This window comes from Pseudomonas sp. LS_2, assembly GCF_042709235.1.
Classification (GTDB): Bacteria; Pseudomonadota; Gammaproteobacteria; order Pseudomonadales; family Pseudomonadaceae; genus Aquipseudomonas.
Genome location: NZ_JAVAYC010000027.1, coordinates 51,042 through 66,192, shown reverse-complemented (window position 1 = coordinate 66,192; position 15,151 = coordinate 51,042). Strand labels below are relative to the sequence as shown.

Annotated in this window: 6 protein-coding genes; all 6 read right to left on the bottom strand. The window is 67.0% G+C overall.

Annotated elements, in window-relative coordinates; genetic code table 11:
* A partial coding sequence (locus RAC97_RS20305) for a condensation domain-containing protein (protein WP_375102183.1) occupies positions 1-1,560 on the bottom strand: 1,560 nt, incomplete at its 3' end.
* The gene (locus tag RAC97_RS20300; protein ID WP_379671504.1) at positions 1,560-9,404 is read right to left on the bottom strand and encodes an amino acid adenylation domain-containing protein; all 7,845 of its coding nucleotides are present in this window, start codon (positions 9,402-9,404) and stop codon (positions 1,560-1,562) included. The genes RAC97_RS20300 and RAC97_RS20305, both read right to left, overlap by 1 nt.
* Positions 9,405-9,525: 121 nt before the next feature.
* Positions 9,526-11,175: a cyclic peptide export ABC transporter gene (locus RAC97_RS20295; protein ID WP_375101474.1), complete on the bottom strand. Its 1,650-nt coding sequence runs from the start codon at positions 11,173-11,175 to the stop codon at positions 9,526-9,528.
* A 235-nt stretch (positions 11,176-11,410) separates the two neighbouring features.
* A complete protein-coding gene (locus RAC97_RS20290; RefSeq protein WP_375101473.1) occupies positions 11,411-12,307 on the bottom strand; it encodes a formylglycine-generating enzyme family protein in 897 nt (298 codons plus the stop codon).
* A gap of 33 nt (positions 12,308-12,340) precedes the next feature.
* Positions 12,341-13,618 carry an aminotransferase class V-fold PLP-dependent enzyme gene (locus RAC97_RS20285; protein WP_375101472.1) on the bottom strand — a complete coding sequence of 426 codons (1,278 nt, stop codon included), beginning with the start codon at positions 13,616-13,618 and terminating at the stop codon, positions 12,341-12,343.
* Between the two features lie 25 nt (positions 13,619-13,643).
* Positions 13,644-14,993, bottom strand: coding sequence for a dipeptidase (locus RAC97_RS20280; RefSeq protein ID WP_375101471.1), 1,350 nt, complete (start codon positions 14,991-14,993; stop codon positions 13,644-13,646).
* Between the last annotated feature and the right edge of the window lie 158 nt (positions 14,994-15,151).

Below are 15,151 nucleotides of genomic sequence, written 5' to 3'. Positions count from 1 at the left end.
GTGCTGTTCGATCAAGTGATGAACCGGAGTATCGAGTGGATAATCGACGACCGTCGTGTCGTTCCACTGCTCGACGATCAGCGCCCGCTCCCCGGCATCCAGCAACGGCAATTCAGCCACCTTGGCCTGCGGGTTGGCGACGATGCCATGCAGCAGATTGATCCAATGCCGCCCCATCCTTTCGATGCTGCCGTGCTCGAACAGATCCTGCGCATAGGTCAGGGTCGCGACCAACCCGGTCTGCGTTTCGCTGGTGTTCAGGGTCAGGTCGAACTGCGCGCTGTGCGTCTCCCATGTCAATCCTTCCACCTGCAACGTCGCCCCGGGCGCCGCGGCACCTCGCGACGGCTGCGCGTCCAAGTGGTTGAACATCACCTGGAACAGCGGGTGCATGCTCAGGCTGCGCTCCGGCTGCAATGCTTCGACCAGTTGCTCGAATGGCAGCTCCTGGTGCTCCTGCGCGCCCAACGAGGCGGCCTTGACCTGCTCCAGCAGTGCCACGAACGACTGCTGCGCAGCGAATTCGGCCTTGAGAACCTGGGTGTTGACGAAGAAACCGATCAGCCGCTCGGTTTCTACCCGGTTGCGGTTGGCGATCGGTACGCCGACGCGGATGTCGTCCTGGCCACTGTAGCGGTGCAACAGGGTCTGGAACGAGGCCAGCAACAGCATGAACAATGTGACGTTCTGCACCTTGGCCAGTTGCTTCAGGCGCTCGGCCAGCTCGGCATCCAGCGTCAGGTCCAGGCGCGCACCACGGCCGCTCTGGGTGGGTGGGCGTGGGCGGTCGGTGGGCAGTTCCAGTACGGTTTGGCCGCTGCCCAGCTGCTGGGTCCAGTATTCCAGCTGGCGTTCGCGCTCGCCTGCTTCCATCCAGTGGCGCTGCCACACCGCATAGTCGGCGTACTGGATCGGCAGTTCGGCCAGGGCCGCAGGTTGTCCGGTGCTGGCGGCGTGGTACAGGCCCACCAGTTCCTCGACCATCACCTGCATCGACCAGGCATCGGAGACGATGTGGTGCTGCACCAGCAGCAGTGCATGGTCGTGCGCACCCAAGGCCACCAGTTGGACCCGCAGCAGCGGCTCGCCCAGCAGGTCGAAGGGGCGCGCCACTTGCGCATTGACGTAGGCTTGCAGGCGCGCTTCGAGTGCGCCTTCCCCAGCGGGCAAGGCCAGTTGTTCGATGTGCAGGGTGGCCAAGGCGTCGATTACCTGGTGACGCACGCCGTCGCTTTCGACAAAGCGCGTGCGCAGGCTTTCATGCCGCGCCACCAACGCGTCGAAGGCCGTTTGCAGGGCCTGGGTGTCCAGGGCACCACGCAAGCGCAGGGCGGTGGGCAGGTTGTAGGCGGTGCTGGTCGGCTCCAGCTCCCAGAGGAACCACTGGCGCTCCTGGGCAAAGGACAATGGCACCTGGGCGAAGGCCTGGCGCGTGACCGGGATCGGCAGGCGGGCGACGTTGATGCCCTTGCCCAGCATCTGCTGGTAGAGGGTCTTGCGCTGGGCTGTTGGCAACTTGATGAACCGCTCGATCAAGTCGGACAGGGCTTTGCTTTGCATCATTGGGTCTCCAGCACGTCGAGCAGATCGAACAGGTCGGTCAATTCGGTTTCGTTGGTAGGCGCGGCTGCGGCCGGCAGGCGACGGGCGAAATCCTCGAGGTTGGCGCTTTCGAACAGCGCCGCCAGCGGTGCCTCGATGGCCAGCTCGAGGTGCAGACGCGAGGTCACCTGGGTGGCCAGCAGCGAGTTGCCGCCCAGGGCGAAGAAGTTGTCGTCAAGGCCGATGCGCTCGGTCTTGAGCACGGCCTGCCAGATGCCTGCCACGGCCTGTTGCAGGTCGCTTTGCGCCGCGCGGAACACCGGCTCGTGGCCGCCCACCTCCAGGCGTGCCAGGGCCTTGCGGTCGAGCTTGCCGTTGGCGTTGCGCGGCATCTGTTCCAGCTCCTGGTACAGCGCGGGAATCATGTAGGCCGGCAAGCGGGCTTTAAGGAACTCGCGCAGCGCCTCCAGGCCCATGCCATCGGCCTGGGCCTGGCTTTCCAGGGTCAGGAAGGCCACCAGTCGCTTGCCCAGGGCGTGCTCGGCCACCCGCACGGCGGCTTCGCGCACGCCGTCGAACTGGCTGATCTGCGCCTCGATTTCGCCCAGCTCGATACGCAAACCATTGACCTTGACCTGCTGGTCGACCCGGCCGAGGTATTCCAGGGCACCGTTGTCCTTGCGTCGGCGCGCCAGGTCGCCGGTCTTGTACAGCCGCTCGCCCGGCAGCAGGGCGAAGGGGTTGGGCACGAACACCGAGACGGTCTTGCCGGGGTCGGCGCAGTAGCCGCGGCCGACGCCGGTGCCGGCGATGCAGATTTCGCCCACCGCGCCGTCCGGCACGGGGTCGAGGTAGTCGTCGAGCAGGTACAGGCGGTTGTTGTCGGTGGGGTAGCCGATGGGAATGTAGGTGCGTTGGGTCGAGGCTTCATCGATGCGGAAGAACGCCACGTCGTCCGAGCACTCGGCCGGGCCGTAGGCGTTTATCAGTGGAATCTCGGGGTAGCGTTGCAGCCAGGCTGCGGCGGTCTCGGCGGGCAGGGCTTCGCCGGTGGGCAGCAGCCAGCGCAGCTCAGGCAGCTGGGCGTGCTGCTCCTCAAGCAGGGCCTGGATCAGCGCCGGGACGATCTCCAGCACGCTGATACGTCGTTCCTTCACCTCGCGCAGCAGGTGGGTGGGGTGCTTGGACACCGCGTCCGGGAAGATCCGCACCTGTGCGCCGCACAGCAGTGCAGTCAGGAACTGCCACACCGAGATGTCGAAGCTCTGCGAGGCGGTCTGGGCGATGATGTCGTTTTCGCTCAGGCCCAGGTACGGCAGTTTGCTCAACTGGTTGTTGAGCATGCCGGCCTGTTCCACCATCACGCCCTTGGGCAGGCCGGTGGAGCCGGAGGTGAAGATCACGTAGGCCAGGCTATTGGGTGCGCTGTAGCGGCCGGGGCGGTCGGTGCTGTGGTCGCTGGCCTGCAATTCTTCCCAAACCAGCAGTTGCACCGGGTGCTCGAGGTTGGCCAACAGGGCTTGGGCGCGGGCGCGATGGCGGGCGGTGCAAAGCAGCGCCGGGGTGCGGCTGAGGCCCAGGATATTGGCGATGCGCTCGTCGGGGTGGCTGGGGTCCAGCGGCAGGTAGCCGGCGCCAGCCTTGAAGGCGCCGACGATGCACGCCAGCAGGTCCAGGCTGCGGTCGGCCAGCAGCGCCACCGGTTGGTCCTGGGTCACGCCCTGGGCGAGCAGGGCGTGACCGACGCGGTTGGCCTGGCGGTCGAGCTCGGTGTAGCTCCATTGCTGGTCTTCGCAGGTGGCCGCGACGGCATCGCTGCGGCGGTCTACCTGGGCTTCGAACAGCTCGACGAACGAGCGGTCCAGGGGGTGGGCTACCTCGGTCTGGTTGTGCTGCAGGACGAACTGGCGGCTGGCGCCGGTTTCCAGCTGTGCCACCTGTTCAAGTGGTGCGTGCAACTGGCCGGGCAGGCTGACCAGAAACTGCTGGAACTGCGCCAGCAAGGCGTCCATGGTGGCGCGGTCGAAGTAGCGGGTGTCGTAGGACAGGTGCAGGCCCAGTTGTTCGCCGGGGTAGACCACCACGGTGATCGGGTAGTTGGTGTGGGTACGCGACGACTCGGAGACCACGCCCATGTCGCGGGCGTCACTCCCGACCGAGGCATCCATCGGCGCGTTCTCGAACACGAACAGGCTGTCGAACAGCTGCTGGCCCTTCTGCAACTCGCTGCATGCCTGGATGCGCACCAGCGGCAGGTAATCGTACTCGCGCAGCGACACGTTGCTATCGAGTATGCCCAGCAGCCAGTCCAGGGTGCTGGCCTGCTGGTCCGGAGTGGGCAGTTGGATACGCAGCGGCACGCTGTTGATGAACAGGCCGACGGTGTCCTGCATTTCGGGAATGTGCGCCGGGCGCCCGGACACGGTCACGCCAAACACCACATCGCGCGAGCGGCTGTGGTGGTGCAGGGTCAGTGCCCATGCCGCCTGCACAAAGGTGTTGACGGTCAGGCGGTGCTGGTTGGCCGACGCCAGCAACTGCGCGCTCTGCTCGCTGGAAAGCCAGGTGTAGTTGTCGTCGATCAGCGAATGCGACCGGTCGCTGAGCTGTGGGCGGTCGGTGGGCAGCGGCGTGGCTTGCTCGAGGCCCGCCAGTTGTTCGCGCCAGAAATTCTCGGCGGCCTGCGGGTCCTGCTGTTGCAGCCACGCGATGAAGTTGCGAAAGCGGTACGGCGTGCGCAACTGGCTGGGGCGCTGCTCGAGGGCGGCGTGGTAGAGCTCGAAGAAGTCCGACATCAGCAGCGAGCGGCACCAGGCATCGATCAGGATGTGGTGGTTGCTCATCACGAAGCGGTGGCTCTGGTCGGCGAGCTTGATCAGCTTGAAGCGGATCGGCGGTGCCTTGCCCAGGTCGAAACCGGTTTCGCGCTCCTGGCGCAGCAGTTCGAGGATCTGCGGCTCGGCCTGCGCGAGCGGCAGGTCGCTGAGGTCGAGCAGCTCGACCGCCACCTGGGTGTCGCGGTGGATCACCTGCAACAGCTCGCCGCCGGTGTTCCACCAGAACGAGGCGCGCACCGCCTCGTAGCGTTGCACCACCTGCTGCCAGGCAGCGTCGAACAGCGCGTAGTCCAGCGGTTCGCGGATGGTGTAGCACTCCTGCATGAAGTAGATGCCCGAGTGCTGCTCCAGCAGGGTGTGCACCAGCAGGCCTTCCTGCATGGGCGACAGGGGGAAGATGTCGTCGACGTTACGCAGTGGCACCGGCAGGGCGTCCAGTTGCTGCTGGGTCAGGCGTGCCAGGGGGAAGTCCGACGGCGTCACGCCCAGGTGCTCGCCGCTGGCGCAATGCTCGATCACCTGCTCCAGCTCGTGCAGGCACAGTTGCGCCAGTTGCTCGATGCTGGCCGGCTCGAACATCGCCTGGCTGAAATTCCAGGCCATGTTCAGTTGGCCGTCGTAGACCTGGCTATTGACCGTGAGCCAGTTGCCCAGCGCGGTGCCGGGGCTTTTCTCTTCGCCCACCGGGTCGGCGCAGGGGGCGAACAGGGCGCCGTTGTCGGTATCGAAGCTGCCGTCGAACTGGCCCAGGTAGTTGAAGGTGATGCGCGGGGCGGGCAAGGCGTGCAACTGCTCGCGCACCTCGGGCGTGCCGAGGTAGCGCAGGGCACCGTGGCCGATGCCGTTGTCCGGCACGGCGCGCAGCTGTTCCTTGATGGTCTTGATCGACGCGCCCAGCTCGGCCTGGGGCGACAGGCGCACCGGGAACAAACTGGTGAACCAACCGACGGTGCGGGTCAGGTCGAGTTCGTCGAACAATGCATCGCGGCCATGGCCTTCGAGCTGCACCAGTACTTCGGGCAGGCCGCTCCAGCGCTGCACGGCGCGCGCCAGGGCGGTCAGCAACAGGTCGTTGATGCGCGTGCGGTAGGCCGCAGGTGCGGCCTGCAGCAGCTGGCGGGTGTGGGCCTGGCTCAGCTGCACGCCCACGCTGCGGGCATGCGCCTGGGCCAGGCTGGCACCGGGCTTGGCACCGGGCAGGTCGGTGTCGATACCGGCCAGTTGCTCATGCCAGTACTGCAATTCGGCCAGGGCCGCCTCGCTGCGGGCGTGCTCACGCAGGCGTTCGCCCCAGGCCTTGAAGGAACTGGTCTTGGCCATCAGCTTGGGCGCGTCGCCCGCTTGCAGCTGGCGGTACAGCTGTTGCAGATCGTCGAACAGGATGCGCCAGGACACGCCGTCGACCACCAGGTGGTGGATCACCAGCAGCAAACGTTGGCTGCCGTCGTCCAGGGTCATCAGCACGGCGCGCAGCAGCGGGCCGTCGGCCAGGTCCAGGCTGCGCTGGGCTTCGTTGGCCATGGCTTGCTGGGCCTGGGCGTCAGGCACATAGGCTTGCCACAGCAGCGCCGGGGCGTCGTCGACGGCGGCGTGCGCGGCCTGCCAGACGCCCGCCCGCTGGGTGAAGCGCAGGCGCAGGGCGTCGTGGTGCTCTACCAACTTGGCCAAGGCCTGGGCCAGTAGCTCGGCGTCGAGCGCGGTGGCGGGCTTGAGCATCACCGACTGGTTCCACTGGGCGCGGCGCTCCACAGGGCTTGCGAAAAACGCCTGCTGGACCGGCAGCAGCGGCGCCGGGCCGTTGACCGGGCCCTGGTCGGCCTGCACGGCGGTGTCGCCGAAGGCGGCGACCTGGGCCAGGGCCTGGATGGTCTGGTGCTTGAACAAATCCTTCGGGGTGAAGTGGATGCCGGCCCGACGGGCGGTGCTGACCACCTGGATCGACAGGATCGAGTCGCCCCCCAGTTCGAAGAAGTTGTCGTCGATGCCGATGCGTTCCAGCCTGAGCACTTCCTGCCAGATTGTCGCGATGGCTTGTTCCAGAGCATCGCGCGGGGCTTGGTAGGCACGTTGGCTGCCTTGGCTGTCGAGCGCCGGCAGGGCACGGCGGTCGAGCTTGCCGTTGGGGGTCAGCGGCAGCCTGTCGAGGAACAGGTAGAGGGCGGGCACCATGTAGTCCGGCAGCACCTGTTGCAGGGCCTGGCGCAGCGTGGCGGTGTCCTGGGCCTGGCGCGGTGCCAGGTAGGCGACCAGCTGGCGGCCATGGGCGGTGTCCTGGGCCAGCACGGCGGCCTCGCGGATGCCGGGCAGGGACAGCAACTGGCTTTCGATTTCGCCCAGCTCGATGCGCAGCCCGCGTATCTTTACCTGGTGGTCGATGCGGCTCAGGTACTCGAGCGTGCCGTCGGTAGCGCGGCGAGTGAGGTCGCCACTGCGGTACAGACGCGAGCCATCGGCGGCAAACGGGTTGGGCACGAAGCGCTCGGCAGTCAGCGCCGGGCGCTGATGGTAGCCACGGGCAAGGCCCGCGCCGCCAATGTACAGCTCGCCGGGGGTGCCGGCCGGGCACGGCTGCAACTGGCCGTCGAGTACCAGCGCGCGCACGTTGTCGATCGGTCGGCCGATGGGCGCGATGGCGCTGTCGAGGGCGCCGGTCACGCTGAAGTGACTGGTGTCGATGGTGGCTTCGGTGGGGCCGTAGAGGTTGACGATGCGGCCGTCGAACAGCGCCTGCAATTGGCTGACCAAGGCTGCGCCCAGGGCTTCCCCGCCGAGCAGCAGCAGGCGCAGGCTGGCCAGTTGTGTGGGGTCGGCCTGGGGCAACAGGGCTTGCAGCAGCGAAGGGGCCATTTGCAGCACGCTGATTTTTTCGGCCTGCACTTGCTGCCATAGCAGCGACAGGTCCTGGCTCAGCGCGGGGCTGGCCAGTACCAGCTGGGCACCATTTTGCAACGGCAGCCAGAACTCCCAGACCGAGGCGTCGAAGCTGAACGCGGTTTTCTGAAGCACCCGGTCGTGGGCGTGCAGGCGCAGTTCGTCCTGCATCCAGGCCATGTGGTTGGCCAGTGCGCCATGGCGCACCTGCACGCCCTTGGGCTGCCCGGTGGAGCCGGAGGTGTAGATCATGTAGGCCAGGTGCTCGGGGTCGACGACCACCTGGGGTGCCTCGGCGCTGTAGTGCGCGAGGTTTTCCACGGCCACGGCCCGCACGCCTTGCGGCACGGTGAAGCTGGCGGCCTGGGACGGTTGCAGCAGCACCAGGGCGATGCCGCTGTCGCGCATCATGTAGTCCAGGCGTTCGCGTGGGTAGGCCGGGTCCAGCGGCAGGTAGGCGCCGCCGGCCTTGAGAATCGCCAGCAGGCCGACCACCAGTTCGACGCTGCGCTCCAAAGCCACGCCGACGAACACATCGGGGCCGACGCCCAGCTCGATCAGACGGTGGGCCAGTTGGTTGGCCTGGCGCTCCAGCTCAGCGTAGCTCAGCTGCTTCCCGGCGCAGCTTGCGGCGATGCATTCGGGCGTGCGTGCGGCCTGGTCGGCGATTTGCTGGTGGACATGGCGCTGTCTTGGGGGGGCGACGTGTGGGTGGGCTTGCAACAGCGCTTGCTGTTCCTGCCCGGTGAGCATCTCCAGCTCGCCCAGGGCCTGGTGCGGATTGCCGAGCAGGGCGTCGAGCAGGTTGGACCAGTGGCAGGCAAACTGGGCGATACGGGGCGCTTCGAACAGCGTGGCGTCGTACTCGAAACGTGCTTCGATGCTGCGTTGGCGGTAGGCCACGTCCAGCGACAGGTCGAACTTGGCCTGCTGCTGACCCAGAGGCAGGAAGTCCAGGGCCAGGTCGGCGAAGCGCAGCGGGCCTTGCTCGGCATCCGCCACGCGCCAGTTGAACAAGGTCTGGAACAGCGGGTTGGCCTGGGTGCTGCGCTGCAGTTGCAGCGCTTCGAGGATCATCTCCACTGGGTGGTCGGCATGCTCCAGCGCGGCCAGGGCGTGCTGGCGCAGGCCCTGGAGGAAGGCAAGGGCGGGCTGGCAGGGGTCGAGCCGAGCGCGGTAGATCTGGCTGCTGACGAAGTAGCCGACCAGCTCCTGGGTCTGCGCCTGGTTGCGGCTGGCGTTGGGCACGCCGACGGTGAAGTCGTCCTGGCCGGCATGACGGCCCAGCAACAGTTGCCAGGCGCCCAGCAGCACGCTGAACGGCGTCAGGCCGTGGGCCTGGCAGAAGCTATTCAGGCGCTCGACCTGGGGCGCTGGCAGGCGCAGGTCGAAGGTGGCGGCAAGGGGCACGCGGGCATCGTCGCGCGGATGGTCGGCAGGCAGTAGCAGCGCAGTGATGGTATCGCCCAGGTAGCCCTGCCAGTAGCGCGCAGCCTCGTCGTGGCGCGCGGTGGCCGGGTAGTCCTCACGCTGCCAGCGGGCGTAGTCGAGGTACTGGATGGCCGGGCGTGACAGCGGCTGGCCCTGGTAGGCGCAGGCCAGGTCCTGCATGAGGATCGGGTTGGACCAGGCGTCGGAAACGATGTGGTGCATGTTCAGCAACAGCACGTGGCGTTGCTCGCCCAGGTCGATCAGGCTGGCGCGGATCAGCGGCGCCTGGCCCAGCTCGAACGGCGTGCCGGCCTCGCTGAGCATCAGCTGTTGCAGGCGTTGCTCGCGAGCCGTGCTATCCAGGGAAGTCAGGTCCTGGCGTTGCAGGCCCAGGCGGGCGGCGCTGTCGACGACCTGGCGCGGCTGGCCGTCGATGTCCGCGAAGCGGGTACGCAGGATGTCGTGGCGTTCGACCACTTGTTGCAGGGCGTGTTGCAGGCGCTCGGCATCGAGCGGGCCCTCGAGCAGCAGGGCGCGGGGCAGGTTGTAGGCCGAGCTGTGCGGGGCGAACTGTTGCAGGAACCACAGGCGCTGCTGGGCGAAGGACAAAGGCTGCGGCGTGTGGCCAGCCTTGGCCGCGATGGCTTCCGGCGCACCGTGTTCGTCGGCCATCAACAGGGCCAGCAGATCGTCGTCGGAAAGGGGAAGCTGTGGAGTCGTCATCGGTTTCGTCGCCATCGGCAGAGGAATTGTGCTGTCCGAAGGAAGACGAAGAAGCAGGGGGCGGATTTACCGCTGTGTGACCGGTGCAGGCGGCGAACGACGGGCGTTCGCCGCCTGTGGTTCAGGCCAGGGCGGGTTCCTCGACGACCTTGCCGGCCTGCATGCGGACCAAGTGGTCGGCGATGTCGAAATAGCGGTCGTCGTGGGAGATCACGATGATGGTCTTGCCCAGGCGTTTGAGGTCTGGCAGCAACTCGGTGTAGAACACGCGGCGGAAGGCCGGGTCCTGGTCGGCGGCCCATTCGTCGAACACCAGCACCGGGCGTTCGTCCAGCCAGGCGTTGACCAGGGCCAGGCGCTTGCGCTGGCCGGTGGACAGGTCGGTGGTGGTGAAGGCGCCGTCGCGAACGCTGACCTTGTGGGCGATTTCCAGGCGCTCCAGGTATTGCCCGGCATCGGCGGGCAGGCTGCGGCCATCGGCGATCAGGTCTTCGAACAGGAAGTAGTCGGCGAAGATGGTGGTGAAGTGCTGGCGGTAGTCGTCCAGGGTCTGTGAGTCGATGGCCTTGCCATTGACCAGCACCTGGCCCTGGTGCGGCGCGTACAGGCCCAGCAGCAGCTTGATCAGGGTGGTCTTGCCCGAGCCGTTTTCGCCGGCAATGAACAGGATCTCGCCGGGAGCGATGCTGAGGTTGACCGGGCCCAGGGTGAACGGCTCGCTGCCTTCGACGGCCGGGAAGCGGTATTGCACGTTGCGCAACTCCAGGCGCTCGAGCGGCGGGCGCGGCGTTTCGTCGGCGCTGAGCAGCAGGTGTGGCTCGGGCGAGGAGAAGCGCTCGGCCAGGTCGGCGATGCGGCGCAAGGCGATTTGCGCGCGGCTGATGATCGGCAGGTTGCCGATCAGGTTTTCCAGCGGGCCTTTCATGTACAGCAGCACCAGCACGAAACCGCTGGTTACCGCCGGGTCGTTGGCCGGCCACAGTGACTGCATCGTCAGCGCCAGGCCGATGACCACGAAGAACAGCATCGAGCCCAGGCTCTTGGCGACCACGTAGAGGGTGATGGCGCGCACGTTGGTGTCGCGGATACGGTCGGCGGTGCCTTGGATGTTGCGGGTAAGCATGGTGTGGCGGCGTGGGCGATGGATGCGCAGTTCCTTGGCGCCTTCGGAAATGGCCTGGTAATGCTTTTGCAGCTCGTCCTCGGCTTCGCGGGCGGCGAGGAAGCCGTTTACGCCCTTGCGTTGGGCGATGTACTGGATCACCGAGCCGATGCCGATTGCCACCAGGGTGAGGGCGAAGATCGGCAGTGAGAGGCTGGCCAGGTAGCCGAGGCAGCCGAGCACCACGGTCAGCGAGATGGCCAGGGGGGCGAAGGAGAAGGCGAAGTCGCTGATGGTGTCGACGTCGTGCGTCAGTACCGGGATCAGGCGATGGGTGCGGTAGCGCTCGATCTGGTCGATCGGCGCCGACAGTACCTTGGCGCCGAGGTCCTTGCGCAGGCGGGCGATCACGTGCTGGCCGACGTAGTTGGTGCCGAGGTCGGCGGCGATGCTGCTGACCAGTGCCAGCACGCACAGGCTGACGAAGGCCAGCACTACGCCTTGACCCAGGCCGTCGCCTTTGTGCAGGCCTTGGTTGACGGTGGCGAGCAGGGCCGTGACGGCGAGGCCGCCGAGGATGCCGAGGACGATGGAGGAAGCCACCAGCAGGCGATAGGGCTTGAGCAGGCTCAAGAGTTCGCGGGTGGCGCTGCGCGATGCTGCGGTCATGGAACTACCTCGTTCGCAACGGGTTTGAGGGCCGACGGTTTTTCGGCTGGCGTGTCAGGGGAGACGAGTTGGCAATCTCGGGATTTAGCGGGGCCTGGCACCGGCTGCGCCGGTGTTCGCGGGTAAACCCGCTCCCACAGGTACCCCGGCGCCCTCTGGTGCAGCGCAGAACCTGTGGGAGCGGGTTTACCCGCGAACCAGGGCGAAGCCCTGGCCATGCAACGCGGTCATGGGGTCACAACTCACGCACCACGCGGAACCCCAACCAGTCGCCACGGCGCTCGGGGTTGCGGTAGTTGCGGTTGCCCGAGCGCGAGAAGATCGGCGCCTCGGTCCAGTCGTTGCCGCGGATCATCCGCACCACGCAGTCGCCAGCCTTCCAGGCACTGCCATCGTCGGGCGCACCCACGTAGCTGTCGTTCTGGCAGTCGGCGGTCCATTCGTAGACGTTGCCATGGGCGTCATGGATGCCGAAGGCATTGGGCGCATAGCTGCCTGCCGGGGCGATGTAGCTGAAACCGTCCTCTGGCCCATAGGTGTTGGCGTGCCCGGCGATGCTGTAGGCCTTGCCTTCATCCCGTGGAAACGGCTGCGGGCCGACGCTGCCGCCGCGCGCGGCATACTCGCGCTCGGCCTCGCTGAGCAGGCGGTAGTGCTTGCCGGTCTTCTTCGAAAGCCAGGCGGCATAGGCCTCGGCCTCGTGGTAGTTCATGCACACCGCCGGGTAGCGCGCCGCATCACGGCTCTTGTATTCCTTGGTCTCGCTGTAGCGCGGCACGCCGGCGATGCACTCGCGTCCCGGGCGGTCGTCGCCGCTGGGCATCTGGAAGCCGGTGTCCTTCAGGTAGGCCTGCCACTGGCCGTTGAGCACCTGAAAGCGGCTGACGGCGAAGGGCTTGGCAAAGGTCACCGGGTGCTGCGGGCCTTCGTCTTCCTCGCGGCCTTGTTCGTCCTCGGGGGTGCCCATGGTGAAGGTCCCGGCTGGCAGCACCACCATTTCCGGGCAGTCAGGCTTGCAGTCGGTGAACACGTCCCCGGCCTTCGGGGTCGCTGCCAGGGTGGCGGGGGCCAGGGCACAGAGCAGCGCGCCGAAGGCGACGCCGGTGATGGGTTTGCTGAGGGCTGCGGTCATGTGTCTCTCGGTTCCAGAAGGTGAAAAGGGGCGTTAGACGGCCTTGGCCAGCAGGGTCATGAAGCGCTCGATCTCGGCTTCGTCGTTGAGCAGGCCGGGTGCGACACGCACCACGGGGCCCGCGTCGCGGTTGACCGCATCGAGCACTACGCGCTGTTGCAGCAGGTGGGCGGCAACCTTGTCGGCCTCGCGGCCCTCGACCCGGAAGAAGCTGAAGCCCGACGACAGCTCGGGCGCGCTCGGGGTGACCAGTTCGATCCCAGGCATCGCCTGCAAGCGCTGGCGCAGCACGGCATTGAGTTGGTGGATGCGTGCTTGCACATCGGCCTTGCCTAGCCCCAGGTGCAGCTTGAAAGCCTCGTCCAGCGCCCAGCGGTGCTCGAAGGCGTGGTAGCCGCCTGGCGACAGGCTGGTGGCGAAGTCGGTGTCCTGGGAGAAGGTCGGCACCAGTGGGTTGATGTCGGTGAGCTGCTCGGAGCGGGCGCAGACGATGCCGGTGCCACGCGGGCCGAACAGCCACTTGTGGGTGCCGGCGATGAAGTAGTCGCAGTGCATGGACGGGAAGTCGAGGTTCTCCACGCCGAAGCCGTGCACCCCGTCGATGACGTAGAGGATGCGGTCCTTCTCGTCGCGGTTGCGGTTGCGCTCGGCGAGCAACTGCCCGATCTCGCCGACCGGCAGTTTCACCCCGCTGCCCGAATGCACCCAGGTCATGCCCAGCACACGGGTGTTGTCGCGGAGACTGGCGGCGATGTTGCCGAGGATTTCATCCTTGGACACGCTGTGCGGCGCCTTGAACAGCTCGATGCGGCGTACCTGGGTGCCTTCGCGCTCGGCGCGGAAGTTCAGCACGTGGTGGGTGGAATAGTGCTCGTGGCGGGTGATGAGCATTTCCTGGTCCGGGCGCACCTTGATGCCGCCGAAGATCAGCGACAGGCCTTCGGTGGTGCTGCCGGTCAGGGCGATCTGCGCCGGTCGGGCGTTGAGGTAGCGGCCGGCCCACTCGCGCACGCGGGCCTCGTTCTGCCAGGTTTCCTCTCGGTCCCAGTCCATGGCCAGGCCCGGGTTACGGTCCAGATGGGCGCGATGGCGGGCAATGGCTTCGGCGACCGGGCGCGGGTGCGAGGTGACCAGGAAGTTGGCGAAATGGATATAGGCCGGGTCCTGGTCGAACAACTGGCGCAGCTGCTGCCACTTGTCGCCGCGGGCAGGTTCGGGGGGGCTGGCCAGGGCCTCGCCCAGGTGGCCGGTCAACGGCAGGGCGGCGGCGAACACGCCAGCCTGTTTCAGGAAGGTTCTGCGGTCGGTCATGGGTAGGCTTCGACGAAGGGCGGCATCAACGCGCGCCAAGGGTTTGTGAGGATTGCCGCACCTGCGCCCAGGCCCGGAGGAAATTGCCACCCCAGAGCTTGGCGATGTCGGCTTCGGAATAGCCGCGGGCCAGCAGTTCGGCGCTGACGTTGCGCACCTGGCTGACGTCTTCGAAACCGTGCAGGCCGCCGCCGTCGTTGAAGTCGGAGCTGATGCCCACATGGTCGATGCCGACGGTCTCGACGGCGTGGTCGATGGCCTTGCCGAAGTCTTGCAGGGTGGCCTTGGGCTCTTCGGCAAGGATCTCGTAGAGGGCCGTGGCGTACTCGCCGAAGCGCTGCTCGGGCCAGCTTGCAATGACCGGGTCGCCCGGCATCAGTGCCCAGGCCTGGTTGGGCAGTGGCGGCAACTCGAAGCGCTGGCGCAGGGCTTGGAGCCGTTCGCGGGTGGCCTGGCTGATGGGGCGCAGGTAGTCGCCATAGGCGGGAATCATCACCACGCCGCCGCTTTTCGCCACTAGGCGCATGCCGTCGTCGCTGAGGTTGCGCGGGATGTCCACCAGCGCCCTGGGGCCGGAATGCGAAGCTACCAGCGGGGCGCGACTGAGTTCGGCCACTTGTTGCAGGGCCAGGTCGGACATCTGCGACACATCGATGATCACGCCCAGCGCGTTGAGCCGGCGCACGGCGTCGCGGCCCAGGGGCGACAGCCCGCCTAGGGCGTCGGCGCGGTCATGGAAGAACGGCATGGGGCGCGACGAGTCGGCCCAGGCATTGTTACCCACGTAGTTGAAGCCGAACATGCGCATGCCGCGGGCGGCCCACAGGTCGAGCTGGTCGAGGTCGGTGCCCAGGGGGTAGGCGTTGAGCAGGCTGATGAAGATTGCGAACTTCCCTTCGCCTTGCAGACGCCGCATGTCCTCGGGGCTATAGGCGATGGCGGCGCGGTCGGGGTGGTCGCGGACGATGTCGGTGATGACCCGGTAGCGGGTTTCCTGTTGCCGGCGGGCCTGCTCGACGAAGTCGGCGGTGGGGCGGTGCGGTGCGCCTTCCCCTTCCCAGATCGGCGGCCAGCCGAACACGCTCAGGGCGGCGCCGCTGAGGCCGCCGCGCTGCAGCTTGGGCAGGTCGAACTGGCCGTGGCTGTCTGCGGCGAAGGGGTTGTCAGGGCTGCCCAGGGTGGGCGGGATACTGATATGGCCATCGAAGGTCAGCAAGTGTGCCTGCAGGTCGTTGGCCTGGCGGATCACCGCGTAGCTGTAGCCGGGGTTGTCGCGGTAGAACGCGTTCCAGGCCAGTGCGCTGGCACCTGCAGCCAGTGCCAGCAGCGCCGGCAGGCCGAAACGCAGGGTCTTGTTCCAACGTGGTCGTGTCATTGCCATCTCTGGGTTCGCTGCTGTCTCGGGTGAACGAGCGGCGGGCCCCGAAATTTAGCGGGGCGCCCGGTGCTGGCGGAGGAGGCGGGCTGGATGAAACCCGGTTAAATTTCCGTTCATTGTCCTCGTTCAAGTCAACAGACGACCTGCTGCCTCGC